The sequence below is a fragment of the Roseateles chitinivorans genome (genome assembly GCF_002761755.1).
Classification (GTDB): domain Bacteria; phylum Pseudomonadota; class Gammaproteobacteria; order Burkholderiales; family Burkholderiaceae_C; genus Roseateles; species Roseateles chitinivorans.
This window is the reverse complement of record NZ_PEOG01000020.1, coordinates 55751-71032: the sequence shown is the minus strand read 5'-3', so window position 1 is coordinate 71032 and position 15282 is coordinate 55751. Positions and strand designations below refer to the sequence as shown.

Here is a 15282-nt window from a genome sequence, read left to right as displayed (position 1 = left end):
CCTGGCCGCGTCGATGTCAGTTCTTCAGATGGTCGGGACCGAAGCTCGCCGGCAGCAGCTGCTCCAGGGTCCAGTGCGCGCGCACGCCCGAGGCGTCGCCCGCGATCACGATCAGATCCTCGGGCCGCGCGAACTCACGCAGCTTCTGGCGGCAGCCGCCGCAGGGCGTGATGATTTCCGAGCCGGCGCCGGTCACCATCACCGCGCGGGCGATGCGCCCGCCGCCCATGATCATGTGACCCAGCGCATTGGTCTCCGCGCACCAGCCTTGCGGATAGGCGGCGTTCTCGATGTTGCAACCGGCGTGGATGCGGCCGTGCTCGTCCAGCACCGCGGCGCCGACGAAGTACTTCGAATACGGCGCATGCGCGTGCTGGCGCGCGTCGAGCGCGGCCTTCAGCAGGCGCTCGACGAGGTCGGCCGGCAGGGCGATCGACGCGATCAGGTCTTGGGACGACGCCATGATCAGCGCTCCTTCACGTAAGGCTTGCTCAGCGCCTTGGGCGCGATCGCCTGGCCGATGAAGCCGGCCAGCAGCACCACCGTCAGGATGTAGGGCAGCGCCTGGATCAGCTGCACCGGCACCTCGCCGATGCCCGGCAGCGACACGCCCTGCAGGCGGATCGCCACGGCATCCAGGAAGCCGAACAGCAGGCAGGCGCACAGCGTCGGCACCGGCTTCCACTTGCCGAAGATCATCGCGGCCAGCGCGATGAAGCCGCGGCCCGCGGTCATGTTGGGCGAGAACGAGGCGTTCTGCGCCAGCGTCAGGTAGGCGCCGCCCAGGCCGCACAGGACGCCGTTCAGCGCCAGCGCCGTGTAGCGCAGCCGCGGCACGGACACGCCGGCGGCATCGACCATCGCCGGGTTCTCGCCGACGGCGCGCAGGCGCAGGCCGGGGCGGGTGCGCTCCAGGAAGAACCAGACGACGACGACCAGCGCGAACGCTAGGTAGACCAGCGCGTTGTGGCTCAGCAGCCCGTGGCCGATGACCGAGGCGACCCAGCTGCCCGGCGTGGGCTCGGCCCATTGCGGCAGCAGGCCGGTGATGCGCTGCGCCGAGTCGATCGGCGGCGTCTGGCCGCCCTGCGCGAACCAGGCGATGCCCAGCACCACCGTCAGGCCGGCGGCCACCATGTTCAGCGCGACGCCGGACACCACCTGGTCACCCCGGTGCGTCACCGTGGCGAAGCCGTGGACCATCGACATCGCGACCGCCACGCCGATCGCCGCCAGCAGACCCAGCGTCGTCGAATGCGACACGCTGGCCACCGCGGCCGCGGCGAAGGCGGCCGAGAGCATCTTGCCTTCCAGGCCGATGTCGACCACGCCGGAGCGCTCCGACAGCAGGCCGGCGAGCGCGGCGAACAGCAGCGGCGTGGTGACGCGCAGCGTCGACGCCAGCACGGAGCCGATCAGCACCTCATCCATGGGTCTTCCCCTCCGCCGCGCGCTGCTTGCGCGCGAACGCCGCGTAGAGCTTCGCGAACATCGGTGCGCTCACCATCGCCATCGCGCCGGCGAACAGCACGATCAGGCCCTGCACCGTCACCACCATCTCGCGGCTGAAGCCGGGCACCTCGAACGAAACCTCGACCCCGCCCTGGTACAGCGTGCCGAACAGCAGCGACGCCAGGACGATGCCCACCGGGTGGTTGCGGCCCATCAGCGCCACCGCGATGCCGGTGAAGCCAGCGCCGGCGACGAAGTCCAGCGTCAGCTTGCCTTGCACGCCGGCGATCTCGTTGACGCCGACCAAGCCGGCCAGCGCGCCGGACAGGCCCATCGCCGCCAGCACCTGCCAACGCGGCCGGATGCCGGCGTAATGGGCGGCGCTCGGGTTGGAGCCGACCGCGCGCAGCACATAGCCGGCGCGGCTCTTCCACAGGAACCACCAGACGAAGACGCTGGCGGCCAGCGCCAGCAGGATGGACAGGTTCAGCGGCGAGGACGGCCATTCCACGCCCAGCTTCGCCAACAGCTCATGCACCGCCGGCATGCGGGCGGAATCGGCGAACGCATCGCTCTCCACCGACATTGAGCCGGCCGGGCGCAGCCAGTTCACCAGCAGGTAGCCGTTCAGGCCGGCGGCGAGGAAGTTGAACATGATGGTCGTGATGACCACATGGCTGCCGCGCCAGGCCTGCAGGTAGCCGGGCACCGCGGCCCAGACCATGCCGAAGAGCGCCGCCGCCAGGATCGCCAGCGGGATCATCACGAAGCCGGGCAACTTGGGCGCCAGCCAGAGCGACAGCAGCGCCACGCCGATGCCACCCAGCGTCGCCTGCCCTTCCCCGCCGATGTTGAACAGCCCGCCGTGGAAGGCGACCGCCACGGCCAGCCCGGTGAAGACGAAGGTGGTCGTGTAGTAGAGCGTGTAGCCCAGGCCGCGCGCGCTGCCGAGCGCGCCCTCGAGCAACACCGACAGCGCCTGCACCGGGCTCGCGCCGATCAGCAGCACCACGCCGCCGGCCACGGCCAGCGCGATCAGCAGGTTCCACAGCGGCAGCAGGACCAGGTCCATCCAGCGCGGCATCTGCAAGGCTTGGGCGCTCATGCGGCGGTCGCCGCGGCGGCGGCGTTCTCGTGGGAAGGGGAAGCGGACATCAGCAGGCCCAGGTTCTTCTCGGTGCACGCGTCGATCGCGAGCTCGCCGGTGATGCGGCCGGCGTTCATGACGATGACGCGGTCGGCCAGCGCCAGGATCTCGTCGAGCTCGCTGGACACGACCAGGATCGCGCAGCCGGCATCGCGCAGCCGGCGCAGCTGGTTGTGGATGAATTCGATCGCGCCGATGTCCACGCCGCGCGTGGGCTGGCCCACCAGCAGCACCGCCGGCTGCTGGCCGATCTCGCGCGCCAGGATCAGCTTCTGCTGGTTGCCGCCGGAGAACTTGGACGAGCCCAGCTCCGGGTTGCGCGGCCGCACGTCGAAGCGTTCCATCATCTCGGCGGTCTGCGCGCGCAGGTGGCGCTGGTCCATGCCCAGCCCGAGGGGGCCTGCGCAGTACTGGTCCTGCTCGTGATAACCGAGCGCGGCCGTCTCCCAGGCGGGGAAGCTCAGCACCATGCCCAGCGCGTGGCGGTCCTCGGGGACGTGCGCCAGCTTCAGCTCCCGCGCGGTGCGCGGGTCCATCCACCCGGCCGCATGGAAATCCCGGCCCGCGACGTGCAGCGTGCCCGCGTCGGGCGCGCGCATGCCGGCCAGCACTTCCAGCAGCTCGCTCTGGCCGTTGCCCGACACGCCGGCCACGCCGACGATCTCGCCGGGTCGCAGCGCCAGCGTGGCATTGCTCAGCAGGTGCACGCCGGAGCCGGTGTCGCTGGCGACGGTCAGGCCCTCGGCCTGGAGCACCGGCCGATCCGACTGCGGCTGCGCGGCACCGCCGTCGCGGCCCAGGTTGACCTTGCGACCGACCATGCTCTCGGCCAGGTCCTCGGGACTGGTGTCGCCGATGGCGCAGGTCTTGATCACGGTGCCGGCCCGCATCACGGTGACCGCGTCGCACAGGGCCATCACCTCACGCAGCTTGTGCGTGATCAGCAGGATCGTCGTGCCGCGCTCGCGCAGGCGGCGCAGCACCTCGAAGAGCTGGTCCGTCTCCTGCGGCGTCAGCACCGCGGTCGGTTCGTCCAGGATCAGGATCCGGGCGCCGCGGTACAGCGCCTTGAGGATCTCCAGCCGCTGCATTTCGCCGACCGGCAGGTCGGCCACGGTGGCGTCCAGGCGCACCGTCAGGCCGGTGTCGCGCATCAGCGTCTCGAGCTCCCGGCGCACCTGCCGCTTGGCGCGCGACAGGAAGAAGGCCGGCTCGGCGCCGAGCATCACGTTGTCCAGCGCGGACAGCGTGTCCACCAGCATGAAGTGCTGGTGCACCATGCCGATGCCCAGCGCGATCGCCTGATGCGAACTGGCGATGGTCACGCGCTGGCCGTCCACCTCGATGTGGCCCTCGTCGGCGTGGTAGTAGCCGTAGAGGATCGCCATCAGCGTGCTCTTGCCGGCGCCGTTCTCGCCGACCAGGCCATGCACCGTGCCGCGCTCGACGGCCAGGCTGACCGCCCGGTTGGCCTGCACCGCGCCGAAACGCTTGGAGATCTCGCACAGACGGACCGCGGGCGCGGCGGCGCCGCGTGGGGACTGTGTCATGTCAGGAAGGCTCGCTCGCGAGGGGGTCAGTTCTTGCAGGCGTTGTCGGCCATGTAGTCGGCGACCTTGATCTTGCCGGCGATGATGTCGGCCTTGTAGCCGTCCAGCTTCGTCTTCACCGCGGGCGAGATCAGCTTGGCGTTGTTGGCGTCGACGGCGTACTCGACGCCGCCTTCCTTCAGGCCCAGCACGCTGATGCCGGGCTTCCATTCCTTGAGCACGTTGTAGACGGCCACGTCCACGCGCTTGACCATGGAACTCAGCATCGTGCCGGGCTGCAGGTGGTTCTGGTTGCTGTCCACGCCGATGGCGAACTTGCCGGCGTCCTTGGCCGCCTGGTACACGCCCACGCCGGTGCCGCCGGCCGCGGCGAAGACCACATCCACGCCCTTGGCGAATTGCGCCTTGGCCAGCTCGCCGCCGCGGGTCGGATCGTTCCAGGCGGAGGCGGTCGTGCCGGTCATGTTCTTGAAGACCTCGACCTTGCCATTGGCCGCCTTGGCGCCCTGCTCATAGCCGCATTCGAACTTACGGATCAGCGGGATGTCCATGCCGCCGACGAAGCCTACCTTGCCGGTCTTGCTGGTCAGCGCGGCCAGCGCGCCGACGAGGAAGCTGCCCTCCTGCTCCTTGAACAGCACCGACTGCACATTGGGCTGGTTGACCTTCTCGTCGATGATGACGAACTTGGTCTTGGGGAAGTCCTTGGCGACCTGGTTCAGCGCCGAGGCCTGGGCGAAGCCCACCGAGATGATCGGGCTGGCGCCGCGCTCGGCCATGCGGCGGATCGCCTGCACTCGCTGGGTCTCGTTGCTGATCTCGAACTCGAGGTACTTGCCGCCGGTGTCCTTCTTCCACTGCTCGACGCCGCGGTAGGCGGCCTCGTTGAACGACTTGTCGAACTTGCCGCCCATGTCGAAGATCACCGCCGGAGTGGTCTGCGCGGCCGCGGCGCCGGTCGCCAGGGCCAGGGCTGCGGCGATCGAGGTGACGGTCGGGGCGAACGACAGGAAGGGCTTCATCATTGCGGTCTCGATGCGAAGGGGTGAGGAGCAGCCGGGCATTCTAAGAAGGCGCGAGTGTAAGTCAGGTCAAGGAAAACGCTAAACGTTTGCGGGCTCATCAAATCAGGGGCCGCCTCACTAAATCAGGCCATTGCGTCCTGCTGGAATACGCACTAGCCGCTAGCAGTTCCCGTGCCGACTTGCAGGGATCGCCAGGCGCCCCGGGATTGACTGAATCGTCACCCCGGTCCGACCGAGCAAGTTGAGAATCACTATCATTTAGAATGTTTCGCTTCGCAAGCCCGCTGGCTCCGCCCGAGATCCCCACGACATGAGCGCTGTCCTTCCCGTCCCCACCCTCGCGCAGGCCGTCCTCGGCCAGGCGCACCGCGTCAAGTCGCTGCAGGCGCCGGCCCATGCGCCGGAATGGAAGCAGATGCTGGAGGAACTCGGCTTCGTCGCCGGCGAGCACGTCGCCGTGCTGGCGCGCGCGATGCCCGGCGCCGACCCGCTGGTGGTGCGCATCGGCCAGTCGACCTTCGCGCTGCGCCGTGCCGAGGCGGACTGCGTGCTGCTCGAGGGGGGCACGACCGGCCGCCTCGCCGCGCCGATCGACGCCGCGGCCGGCGAAGCGGGGGCCGCCCATGCGTGAGGCCGTCGTCCACATCCACCCGGCCGGGCCGCTGCTGGCGCTGGTCGGCAATCCGAACTGCGGCAAGACCGCCCTCTTCAACCGCCTGACCGGCAGCCGCCAGAAGGTCGCCAACTACGCCGGCGTGACCGTCGAGCGCAAGGAAGGACGGCTGAAGACCGCCGCGGGCAAGCTGCTGCGGGTGCTGGACCTGCCGGGCACCTACTCGCTGTACCCCCGCTCCCCGGATGAGCGCGTCACCGTCGACGTGCTCGCCGGCCGCGCCCAGGGCGAGAAGCGCCCCGACCTGATCGTCTGCGTGCTGGACGCGACCAACCTGCGTCGCAACCTGCGCCTGTTCCTGTCGGTGCAGCGCCAGGGCCTGCCCTGCGTGGTCGCGCTGAACATGGCCGACCTGGCCCAGCGCCGTGGCATCGAGATCGACACGGCCAAGCTGAGCGGCCTGCTCGGCGTGCCGGTGATCCGCACGGTCGCGACCGACGGCCACGGCCTGGATGACCTGCGCGCGGTGCTGGACCAGCCCGAGCTGTGGAAGACCGCCAGCGCCGTGCCGGAGGGCGAGGACAACGCCCGCATCGGCCACATCCTCAAGGAACTCGGCCTGGACGCGCTGCAGGGCGAGCTGCCCAGCGACAAGGTCGACCGCATCGTGCTGCATCCGGTCTTCGGACCGATCCTGCTGGCGGTGCTGCTGTTCTTCCTGTTCCAGGCGGTGTTCGCCTGGGCCGAAGCGCCGATGGGCTGGATCGAGGCCGCCACCGCCTGGCTCGGCGAGCAGGCCGGCGCGCTGCTGCCCGAGGGCCACCTGCGCAGCCTGGTCGTCGACGGCCTGATCGCGGGCGTCGGCGGCGTGCTGGTGTTCCTGCCGCAGATCCTGATCCTGTTCTTCTTCATCCTGATCCTGGAGGAGTCCGGCTACCTGCCGCGCGCGGCCTTCCTGCTGGACCGGCTGATGGGTTCGGTGGGCCTGTCGGGCCGCAGCTTCATCCCGCTGCTGTCGAGCTTCGCCTGCGCGATTCCCGGGATCATGGCCACCCGCTCGATCGCCAATCCCCGCGACCGGCTGGTCACCATCCTGATCGCGCCGCTGATGACCTGTTCCGCGCGGCTGCCGGTGTATGCGCTGCTGATCGGCGCCTTCATCCCGCAACGCGAGTTGTGGGGCGGCATCGAGCTGCAGGGGCTGGTGCTGTTCGTCCTGTACTTCGCCGGGATCATCGCGGCGATGGCGGTGGCCTGGGTGCTCAAGCGCTTCACCGACGCCGGCCGGCAGGTGCGCCCGCTGATGATGGAACTGCCCAGCTACCACTGGCCGCATGCGCGCAACGTCGCGATCGGCCTGTGGCAGCGCGCGGAGATCTTCATTAAGCGCGTGGGCGGCATCATCCTGGCGCTGACGCTGCTGCTGTGGGTGCTGTCGACCTTCCCCGGCGCGCCCGAGGGCGCCACCGGACCGGCGATCGAGTACAGCTTCGCCGGCTACCTGGGCCGCGGCCTGGCGACGATCTTCGAGCCGATCGGCTTCAACTGGCAGATCAGCCTGGCGCTGGTGCCGGGCATGGCCGCGCGCGAGATCGCGGTCAGCGCGCTGGGCACGGTGTATGCGCTCTCGGCCACCGGCGACGACGCCACCGCGCAGGCGCTGACGCCGCTGATCTCGTCGACCTGGGGCCTGCCGACCGCGTTCTCGCTGCTGGCCTGGTTCATCTTCGCGCCGCAGTGCATCTCGACGCTCGCCGCGGTCAAGCGCGAGACCGGGGGCTACAAGATTCCGGCCGTCATGCTGGCCTACCTGTTCGGCCTGGCCTACCTCGCCTCCTGGCTGACCTTCCACATCAGCCGCTGGTGGCTGGCCTGAGGGCGGCCGGCGCGCATCGCGCCGGCCCGGCCGGGCTATGCTCGCGCCCCATGACGCACCGCCCCACCCTTCGCGCGCTGGCCGTGGCCGCGCTGACCACCGTCGGCGCCTGGACCGCCCTGCCCGCGCTCGCGGCCGATCCGGCCGCCCAGCCGACCCGCAATGTGCTGCGCCCCGAGCCCGACGCGGCAACCACCGCCGACGCGCGCTTCCAGCGCCTGGCCAACGACTACATCGAGGCGCTCTGGCGCCTGGATCCGGACGCCGCCATCGCCGCGGGCCGCTATGAATATGCCGACCGACTGCCGGCGCCGGACCGCGCGATGCGCGCGCGCTCGCTGGCCTTCGCGTCGGACTGGCTGCGACGCTTCGAGGCGGTCGATGCGACGACGCTGAGCGCCGCCTCGCGCACCGACCTGGGCCAGCTGCTCAACAAGCTGCGCAGCGACCGTTTCCAGCTGACCGAGCTGCGCGAATACGAGTGGAATCCGTCCTTCCTCAACATCGCCGGACCGATCGACTACATCCTGGCGACCGACTACGCGCCGCTGCCGGCCCGGCTGAAGACGATCTCGGCGCGACTGGCGCAGGTGCCGGCCTACTACCGGGCCGGCGCCGCGCTGCTGAAGCAGCCGACGCTGGAGCACACGCAGCTGGCGATCGACCAGGCGCCCGGCGTGCTGAATGTGCTCGATGAAGTGGCCAAGGCCGCGCAGGGAGCGGACGCCGCATCGCTGACAGCCACCGAGCGCCAGCAGCTCACCGCGCGCATCGCCGCGGCGAAGACGGCCGTCAACCGCTACACCGCGCAGCTGAAGCAGTCGCTGGCGGCGGGCAAGGCCAGCGGCCAGGCGCGCAGCTTCCGGCTCGGCCAGGCGCTGTACGAGAAGAAGTTCGGCTACGACATCCAGTCCACGCATTCGGCCGAGCAGATGTACCAAAGGGCGCTCCAGGCGCGCGAAGCGCTGCTGACGCAGATGGCGCAGCTGTCGGATCAGCTCTGGACCCAGACCCTGGGCGACGCGCCCCGGCCCGAGGACCGCTTCGCGCGCATCGGCGCGGTGATCGGCAAGCTGAGCGAGCGGCACGTCAAGCGCGAGGACTTCGTCAAGGAGATCCGCGCCCAGATCCCGCAGCTGGAGCGCTGGATCAACGACCACGACCTGCTGACCCAGGACGCGAGCAAGCCGCTGATCGTGCGCGAGACGCCGGTGTACCAGCGCGGCGTCGCCGGCGCCGGCATCGAGGCGCCCGGGCCCTATCGTCCGCAGGACCGCACCTACTACAACGTCACGCCGCTGGACGACCTCACGCCCGAGCAGGCCGAAAGCTCGCTGCGCGAGTACAACCACTGGATCCTGCAGATCCTCAACATCCACGAGGCGGTGCCCGGCCATTACACGCAGCTGGTCTATGCCAACAAGTCGCCGTCGCTGGTCAAGACCCTGTTCGGCAACGGCGCGATGGTCGAGGGCTGGGCCGTCTTCGGCGAGCGGATGATGCTGGAGTCCGGCTACGGCGGGAACGCGCCGGAGATGTGGCTGATGTGGGGCAAGTGGAACCTGCGCAGCGTCACCAACACGATCCTGGACTACAGCGTCCACGTGCTGGGCATGACCGAGGCGCAGGCGCTGGACCTGCTGCAGCGCCAGGCCTTCCAGACCGAGCGGGAGGCGCGCGAGAAGTGGCGTCGCGTGCAGCTGACCTCGGTGCAGTTGACGAGCTACTTCAGCGGCTACAGCGACATCATGGAACTGCGCGAGCAGCGCCGGCAGGCGCTGGGCAAGGACTTCAGCATCAAGGCCTTCAACGAGCAGTTCCTGAGCTACGGGAACGCGCCGGTCTCGGTGATCGCGGAACTGATGTCGCAGCCGGCCGCGCCGGCCGCCGCGGCGCCCAAGGCGAAGCCATGAGCGCGGACGGAGCAGGCACCGGGATGGCCGCGGAGGTCCGGGTCCTGGAGGCCCGGGTGACCGAGCTGGAGATCAAGGCCAGCTTCGCGGAAGACCTCGTCGATCACCTGAACGCGCAGGTCGCGCGGCAGCAGGAGCAGATCGACGCGCTGGTGCGCGAGATCGCGCAGCTGCGCAAGCAGGTGCCCGAGGGAAGAGGCGACGGCGCGGGCTCGCTGCGCGATGAGCTGCCGCCGCACTATTGAAGTCCTTCGACGGCTACTGGTCCTCTCCCCTGCCCGCTCCCGCGAGCGGGAGAGGGGGTCAGAGGGCGCTCAGGCCGCCGACCGCGCCGGGATGTTCAGCCCGCGCTTGACCGCGTCGCGCGCCAGGAACGAGGCGAGCACGCGCTGGACTTCCTTGAACTCGCTGAAGCCCACCAGCTCGCCGGCGCCGTAGAAGCCCACCAGGTTGTTGACCCAGGGCCAGATCGCGATGTCGGCGATCGTGTACTCGTCGCCCATGATCCAGTCGCGGCCGGTCATGCGCTGCTCGAGCACGCCCAGCAGGCGCTTCGATTCGTTGAGGTAGCGATCACGCGGCCGCTTGTCCTCGTAGTCCTTGCCGGCGAACTTGTGGAAGAAGCCGACCTGCCCGAACATCGGCCCGATCCCGCCCATCTGGAACATCACCCACTGCAGCGTCTCGTAGCGCCGTGCCGGGTCTTGCGGAATGAGCCGGCCGGTCTTCTCGGCCAGGTAGACGAGGATCGCGCCGGACTCGAACAGCGGCAGCGGCTGGCCGCCGGGGCCGTCCGGATCGATGATCGCCGGGATCTTGTTGTTCGGGTTGAGCGACAGGAACTCGGGCGTGAGCTGGTCGTCGGTCTGGAAGCTGACCAGGTGCGGCTCATACGGCAGGCCCAGCTCCTCGAGCGCGATCGAGACCTTCACGCCGTTGGGCGTCGGCAGCGAGTAGAGCTGCAGCCGGTCGGGATGCTGGGCGGGCCACTTCTTCGTGATGGGAAAGCGGGACAGGTCCGTCATGAGGGTTTCGTCGATCGTTGGAGGTAGAGGACGGGCGATTCTCGGCGCGCCATCAGAGACCCTGCGCGACACAGGTCAATGCGGACCGTACCAAGGGCGTCTCCGATCCGCGATCGCGTCTCCCACGCGCGTCGCTTCGGCCATCCGCTGCGTTTCGTCCCTCGATGCCCCCGGTCGACGGCGTCGCCGTCATCGAGGCGCCCTCACCGCAGCGGCGCGGCGAACCGGTCCCAGCGCGGCGCCCAGCGGCCGGTGATGTCGGCCGAGACGAGCACCCGGTGCGCCTGCCCGATGATGAGCCGCCGCGGCACGAAGCCGATGAAGCGCGAGTCCTCGCTGTTGTCACGGTTGTCGCCCATCATGAAGAACTGATCGGCGGGCACGACCACCGGGCCGAAGTCGCGCCGCGCGCGGACCTCCGGCAGGAACTGCACCACGCGGCGCTGGCCGCCCCATTGCTCGATCTCGCGCAGGCCCCGCACTGCGACGCCGGGCACCAGCGTCTCGGCCACTTCCTCGACCGGCGCGTAGGTCGCGGGCTCGCCATTGAGGATCAACCGATCACCTCGCAGTTCCACCGTGTCGCCGGGCACGGCGACGATGCGCTTGATCAGCCGGGTGCCGTCGCGCGGCGAGCCGAAGGTGACCACGTCGCCGCGCCGCGGCTCGCCGGTGCGCCGCAGCGAGATGTCGGTCAGCGGCAGCTTCCAGTCGTAGGCCACGCGCTCGACGAAGACGACGTCGCCTTCGAGGATGGTCGGTCGCATCGAGGCACTGGGCACCGGATTCCAGTCCGCGATCGCGGTGCGGAAGAACAGAAAGCCGACCAGGAACAGCAGGAAGCCGCGGTTCTCGCGCAGCCACTCGCGCAGACGGGCCATTGGGGGACGCTTCGGAGACGACATGCAACACACCCCGGATCTCGGTGGAGGAGATGCCACTGTGGGCCGCGGCAATGCTGGCATCGCCTGCGCTGCGGCGGATGGCGGGAAACCGCGAGCGGATGGCGGCGAGCGGGCGGCCAACAGCGATCAGCGATGTGCATGCAGTGAGCGGCGACCGGGGGCGGGCAACGGGGTCATGGCTGCGCCCTCGGCCCGCGCGTGGCGACGGCGCAGCGCTTCGACCCTTGGCCGCGCGTCAGCCGCCGGCGGCCACGCAGGCCGGTGCCTTGCCTTCCCAGCTTTCGACCCGCGCTTCGGTGAGCTTCGGATCGGTGGAGACAAGTGAATCCAGCTTGATCGGCGCCGGCGCAATGCCCTCCAGGCCATTCGGGTGCGTGGCGACCTGCCAGGCGTCGGTCCGACTGAGCAGCTTGAAGACCCAGTCGTCAGCCGCCCATTCGCTGGCGACGCCGTGCGTTGGGGAGGCGTTCCCGCCGCGCCCGGAGCCGGCCATCTCTGTACAGACGGCGCCCCGGCGCACGATGGCCTCGGCCGTCGGTCCGTGGCCGAGCCGCAGCCAGCCGCCGGTCCGATAAAGCTCCCATGCCGCCCGGCCGCAGGGCTCGCCGCGGGTCGCCACCCATTGCCCATCCTCCGGATCGAGCACCACCTCGTCCTTGCCGAAGAAATAGCCCACGTCGGCAGGGCCGCCATCCTGCGAACCGATCAACACCGCCGCGAGGCGGTTCAGCCGCTTCAGACGCCCACGGTCCTCGCACGTCGGCGGCGGCGCTTCATGGGCGCAGCGGTTCAGTTGCTCCACCTGCCCGATGCTCAGGCCCTTCCAATGCCCCTGCGCCGCAGCGGCGAAGCGGGCCGCGCAGGTCAGCCGGTTCTCGGGCTCGCGGCCCTCGCCGCGCAGCCACAGCAGGCCCATGACCAGGCCGGCGATCAACAGGGGCGCGACCAGCAGCAGGAATGCGGGCGACATCAGCCATTGCAGCCATTCCCGCAGCGTGGTGCGCGACGGCAGCGGTGAATCCCCCAGCCGCGGCGCCGGCGCTGCGTCCGCCGGCGATGGCGCGACAGGCTCGCCGGCCGCCAGCGCATGCCAAGCTCCGAGCTCACCCGGCTGGCAGCAGATTTCGCGGACGGCACTGTTCCAGTCGAAGTTTCGGTGCAAAGGCGCCGCACCGATCAACATCGGGCGCGGCTCCTCGGCGAGCCAGAGCCAGACGGTGCGGTCGCGCTCATCGAGCAGCAGCGCCGCATCCATCCATCGATGCAGACCGGACTCGTCACTGCCGGGCGGCGCCAGCGGCACTCGTTCCGACCAACGGAAGGCCTCGATCGCGGCGAAGAGCAGCAGGCCGGAGCGGCGTCGGAGGCTGCGGCTCAGCAGCGCGCCCACAACGCGCCGCTCGAAGGCCTCCCGCGCTGCCAGCGAGGCCAGCGCCGGCGACGCCAGCGCATCCCGCAGCACACCCACGGCGGCGGCCAGCGCCCGAGCGTCGAGGCGCCAGAAGGCGGCGAGGAAGGCCTCGTAGGCCGCCTCCGCGACGCGCGCGGGATCGATCTCCAGGTCCGGCTGAGGCGACGGCGACGACGCTGAAGCCGGTGCTGGAGCCGGTGCTGGAGCCGGCGCTGAAGCCGGCGCGGTCTCCGGCTCGTCGCCGAGGAACTCGATCTCCAGGAAGCCGCGCCCTTCGCGCAAGTGCGCGATCGCGGCCTCATAGTGGCCGCGCAGGTCCTGGAACCCCAGGGGATCGCGCGCGCGGTCCAGTTGCTTGAGCCGGGAGGCGTAGGCAGCCTTGACGTCCGCCTCGGTGGCTGTCTCGTCCAGGCCGAGCGCGACGAAGTAGCTGGGCAGGTAGACAGGCATCACACCCCCAGCGGCGAATCGGCTTCGATCTGGTGCACCAGGCGACGCAGGATCTCGCCGCCTTGCTCGATGCGGCGCGGATCCTGGGAGTCGAGGTCGAGTTCGAAGCGCGTGATCGCCGTCCCCAACTGCTCCCGGTCGTCGCGGCTGACCTGCATGAACAGCCGCTCGGCGCGGGCGACGAGCGCTCGCACCTCCATGCGCTCGCGCGGATGCAGCTTCAGCTCGGACAGGGCCTTCAAGCGCTGGGCCACCTCCTGCGGCGACAGCCGTTCGTCGGAGTTCTGGATCACCAGGCGCTGCGGCTCGCCAGCGGAACGACCGGCCAGCATCGGCGTGGCTTCAACCTCGAGCAGGCCGTCGATGTCGTAGGTGAAGCGCACGTCGACATGCGGCTTGTGCTCGGCGCTGAAGCGCGGCAGGTCCACGTCGAACTGGCCGAGCAGGATGTTGTCCTTCACCAGCCGCGCCTCGCCCTGGTAGACGCGGACCTGAATCACCTTCTGCTGCGGGTGGATGGGAGAGAACGATTCGACGCGGCTGGCCGGCACGACGGTGTTGCGCGGCAGGATCGGCGACATGAAACCGGCCGTCAGCCGGTCGGCGCTCACCTGCTTGGCGCTCTCGATGCCCAGCGAATAGGGGCAGACGTCGGTCATCACCCGCTCGACCAGTTCCGCCGCGTTGGCTTTCAGTCCGGCCTGGACCGCCGCGCCCAGCGCCACCACCTCGTCCGGGTTGATGCTCGCACTCGGGAACTTCCCGAACATCCGGGTCACGAGTTGCCGCACCGCGTGCAGACGCGAGCTGCCGCCGGCCAGCACGATGGCCGACAGGTCGGCGGTGCTGATGCGGGCGTCGCGGATGGCGGTCTCCACCGGCTGGCGCAGCCGCTCCAGCACCGGTTGGATCAGGCGTTCGAGGTCCTCGGCGCGCAAGCTCAGGTCGACCACGTGGGCGTCGTGCTGAAACGCGATCGGCACCGCGCCGGAAGGTCCCAGCGCGCGCTTGGCGGCCTCGCATCGGGCCTTGAGCTTGGAGACGAAGCGCTCGTCGCGCAGCAGCGTGTCGGGCAGTCCAGCGGCGCCCATCACCCAGCGCTCGATGCAGCCATCCACGTCGTCGCCGCCAAGCTGGTTGTCACCCGCCGTGGCGCGCACCTCCATCACGCCGGAGAAGAGCTCCAGGATGGACACGTCGAAGGTGCCGCCGCCGAAGTCGAAGACGAGGAACTGGCTGTCCTCCTGCTGGTTGAGGCCATAAGCCAGCGCGGCGGCGGTGGGCTCGTTGAGCAGGCTGACCTCGACGAAGCCCGCGATCAGGCCGGCGTTGCGAGTGGCGGCGCGTTGAGCATCGGAGAAGTAGGCGGGCACGGTGATCACGGCGCGATCGACGTCCTGGCCGAAGCAGGCCCGCACGTCGGCCCGCAGCGCGCGCAACACCATCGCGGAGAGCTCCTCGGCGCGGAACTGGCGCTCGCCCAGCGTGTAGCACGTGCCCGTGCCCATGCCGCGCTTGAAGCTCGCCACCGTGCGATCCGGATGCGATTGCAAGCGCTCCCGCGCCGCGAGGCCGACCAGCACGCTGCCGTCTTCGTCCAGGCTCACCACCGACGGCGTGAGCGTCTGGCCCAGCGCGTTGGGGATCAGGCGGGAGGCGCCATCGCGCCAGTAGGCCACCAGCGAATGAGTCGTGCCGAGGTCAATACCGACGATATCGGGAACGAACGCGGGGGCAGTCATGGATCGAGAACGAAACAGGTGGAATCAGGGCGGGCCGCGCCGCCAGGGCGCGCGACGCGCCACACTATCCGGCGGATGGGCGAAGGCCCATCGCCCTCCGGGGGGAGTTGACCAGTCAAAGCGCCGACGCGCGTGACCAATTGCGCGGATCGCGGAGCCCCCCATAATCGCGC

Annotated in this window: 13 protein-coding genes; 4 read left to right on the top strand and 9 right to left on the bottom strand. The window is 69.9% G+C overall.

The window, feature by feature from the left end; genetic code table 11:
• Positions 1-16 precede the first annotated feature (16 nt).
• The 5 genes from CS062_RS09395 to CS062_RS09375 are packed head-to-tail and all read right to left on the bottom strand — an operon-like array spanning position 17 to position 5174.
• Positions 17-463, bottom strand: a complete 447-nt coding sequence (locus CS062_RS09395) for a cytidine deaminase (RefSeq protein ID WP_099861387.1) — start codon at positions 461-463, stop codon at positions 17-19.
• Positions 464-465: 2 nt separating this feature from the next.
• Positions 466-1431, bottom strand: coding sequence for an ABC transporter permease (locus CS062_RS09390; RefSeq protein WP_099861386.1), 966 nt, complete (start codon positions 1429-1431; stop codon positions 466-468).
• Positions 1424-2557, bottom strand: a complete 1134-nt coding sequence (locus tag CS062_RS09385; protein ID WP_099861385.1) for an ABC transporter permease — start codon at positions 2555-2557, stop codon at positions 1424-1426. The genes CS062_RS09390 and CS062_RS09385 overlap by 8 nt, the downstream gene beginning before the upstream one ends.
• The gene (locus CS062_RS09380; RefSeq protein ID WP_099861384.1) at positions 2554-4149 is read right to left on the bottom strand and encodes an ABC transporter ATP-binding protein; all 1596 of its coding nucleotides are present in this window, start codon (positions 4147-4149) and stop codon (positions 2554-2556) included. The genes CS062_RS09385 and CS062_RS09380 overlap by 4 nt, the downstream gene beginning before the upstream one ends.
• A 26-nt stretch (positions 4150-4175) precedes the next feature.
• Positions 4176-5174, bottom strand: coding sequence for a BMP family lipoprotein (locus CS062_RS09375; protein WP_438270470.1), 999 nt, complete (start codon positions 5172-5174; stop codon positions 4176-4178).
• A 310-nt stretch (positions 5175-5484) separates the two neighbouring features.
• Between CS062_RS09375 and CS062_RS09370 the strand changes: the two genes are divergently transcribed.
• The 4 genes from CS062_RS09370 to CS062_RS09355 are packed head-to-tail and all read left to right on the top strand — an operon-like array spanning position 5485 to position 9821.
• Positions 5485-5805 carry a FeoA family protein gene (locus CS062_RS09370; protein ID WP_099861383.1) on the top strand — a complete coding sequence of 107 codons (321 nt, stop codon included), beginning with the start codon at positions 5485-5487 and terminating at the stop codon, positions 5803-5805.
• On the top strand, positions 5798-7663 hold the full coding sequence (gene feoB, locus CS062_RS09365) for a ferrous iron transporter B (RefSeq protein WP_099861382.1): 1866 nt from the start codon (positions 5798-5800) through the stop codon (positions 7661-7663). The genes CS062_RS09370 and feoB overlap by 8 nt, the downstream gene beginning before the upstream one ends.
• Before the next feature lie 50 nt (positions 7664-7713).
• Positions 7714-9576, top strand: a complete 1863-nt coding sequence (locus tag CS062_RS09360; RefSeq protein ID WP_099861381.1) for a DUF885 domain-containing protein — start codon at positions 7714-7716, stop codon at positions 9574-9576.
• Positions 9573-9821, top strand: coding sequence for a SlyX family protein (locus CS062_RS09355; protein WP_233217997.1), 249 nt, complete (start codon positions 9573-9575; stop codon positions 9819-9821). Before CS062_RS09360 ends, CS062_RS09355 begins: the two co-directional genes overlap by 4 nt.
• A gap of 69 nt (positions 9822-9890) precedes the next feature.
• On the opposite strand, the gene CS062_RS09350 is transcribed toward CS062_RS09355, so the two are convergent.
• The 4 genes from CS062_RS09350 to CS062_RS09335 all read right to left on the bottom strand — a co-directional run bounded on the left by CS062_RS09350 (position 9891) and on the right by CS062_RS09335 (position 15109).
• Entirely contained in the window at positions 9891-10601 is a 711-nt protein-coding gene (locus CS062_RS09350) for a glutathione S-transferase N-terminal domain-containing protein (RefSeq protein WP_099861379.1), read from the bottom strand.
• Between the two features lie 203 nt (positions 10602-10804).
• Entirely contained in the window at positions 10805-11482 is a 678-nt protein-coding gene (gene lepB, locus CS062_RS09345) for a signal peptidase I (protein WP_099861378.1), read from the bottom strand.
• Positions 11483-11741: 259 nt separating this feature from the next.
• Positions 11742-13367, bottom strand: coding sequence for a hypothetical protein (locus tag CS062_RS09340; RefSeq protein WP_099861377.1), 1626 nt, complete (start codon positions 13365-13367; stop codon positions 11742-11744).
• Positions 13367-15109, bottom strand: a complete 1743-nt coding sequence (locus CS062_RS09335; protein WP_099861376.1) for an Hsp70 family protein — start codon at positions 15107-15109, stop codon at positions 13367-13369. Before CS062_RS09335 ends, CS062_RS09340 begins: the two co-directional genes overlap by 1 nt.
• Between the last annotated feature and the right edge of the window lie 173 nt (positions 15110-15282).

What these genes read in the sequence shown, in the direction of transcription:
- CS062_RS09395 (WP_099861387.1), bottom strand. Translation starts at nt 463, where the DNA reads ATGGCGTCGTCCCAAGACCTGATCGCGTCGATCGCCCTGCCGGCCGAC.
- CS062_RS09390 (WP_099861386.1), bottom strand. Translation starts at nt 1,431, where the DNA reads ATGGATGAGGTGCTGATCGGCTCCGTGCTGGCGTCGACGCTGCGCGTC.
- CS062_RS09385 (WP_099861385.1), bottom strand. Translation starts at nt 2,557, where the DNA reads ATGAGCGCCCAAGCCTTGCAGATGCCGCGCTGGATGGACCTGGTCCTG.
- CS062_RS09380 (WP_099861384.1), bottom strand. Translation starts at nt 4,149, where the DNA reads ATGACACAGTCCCCACGCGGCGCCGCCGCGCCCGCGGTCCGTCTGTGC.
- CS062_RS09375 (WP_438270470.1), bottom strand. Translation starts at nt 5,174, where the DNA reads ATGATGAAGCCCTTCCTGTCGTTCGCCCCGACCGTCACCTCGATCGCC.
- CS062_RS09370 (WP_099861383.1), top strand. Translation starts at nt 5,485, where the DNA reads ATGAGCGCTGTCCTTCCCGTCCCCACCCTCGCGCAGGCCGTCCTCGGC.
- feoB (WP_099861382.1), top strand. Translation starts at nt 5,798, where the DNA reads ATGCGTGAGGCCGTCGTCCACATCCACCCGGCCGGGCCGCTGCTGGCG.
- CS062_RS09360 (WP_099861381.1), top strand. Translation starts at nt 7,714, where the DNA reads ATGACGCACCGCCCCACCCTTCGCGCGCTGGCCGTGGCCGCGCTGACC.
- CS062_RS09355 (WP_233217997.1), top strand. Translation starts at nt 9,573, where the DNA reads ATGAGCGCGGACGGAGCAGGCACCGGGATGGCCGCGGAGGTCCGGGTC.
- CS062_RS09350 (WP_099861379.1), bottom strand. Translation starts at nt 10,601, where the DNA reads ATGACGGACCTGTCCCGCTTTCCCATCACGAAGAAGTGGCCCGCCCAG.
- lepB (WP_099861378.1), bottom strand. Translation starts at nt 11,482, where the DNA reads ATGGCCCGTCTGCGCGAGTGGCTGCGCGAGAACCGCGGCTTCCTGCTG.
- CS062_RS09340 (WP_099861377.1), bottom strand. Translation starts at nt 13,367, where the DNA reads ATGCCTGTCTACCTGCCCAGCTACTTCGTCGCGCTCGGCCTGGACGAG.
- CS062_RS09335 (WP_099861376.1), bottom strand. Translation starts at nt 15,109, where the DNA reads ATGACTGCCCCCGCGTTCGTTCCCGATATCGTCGGTATTGACCTCGGC.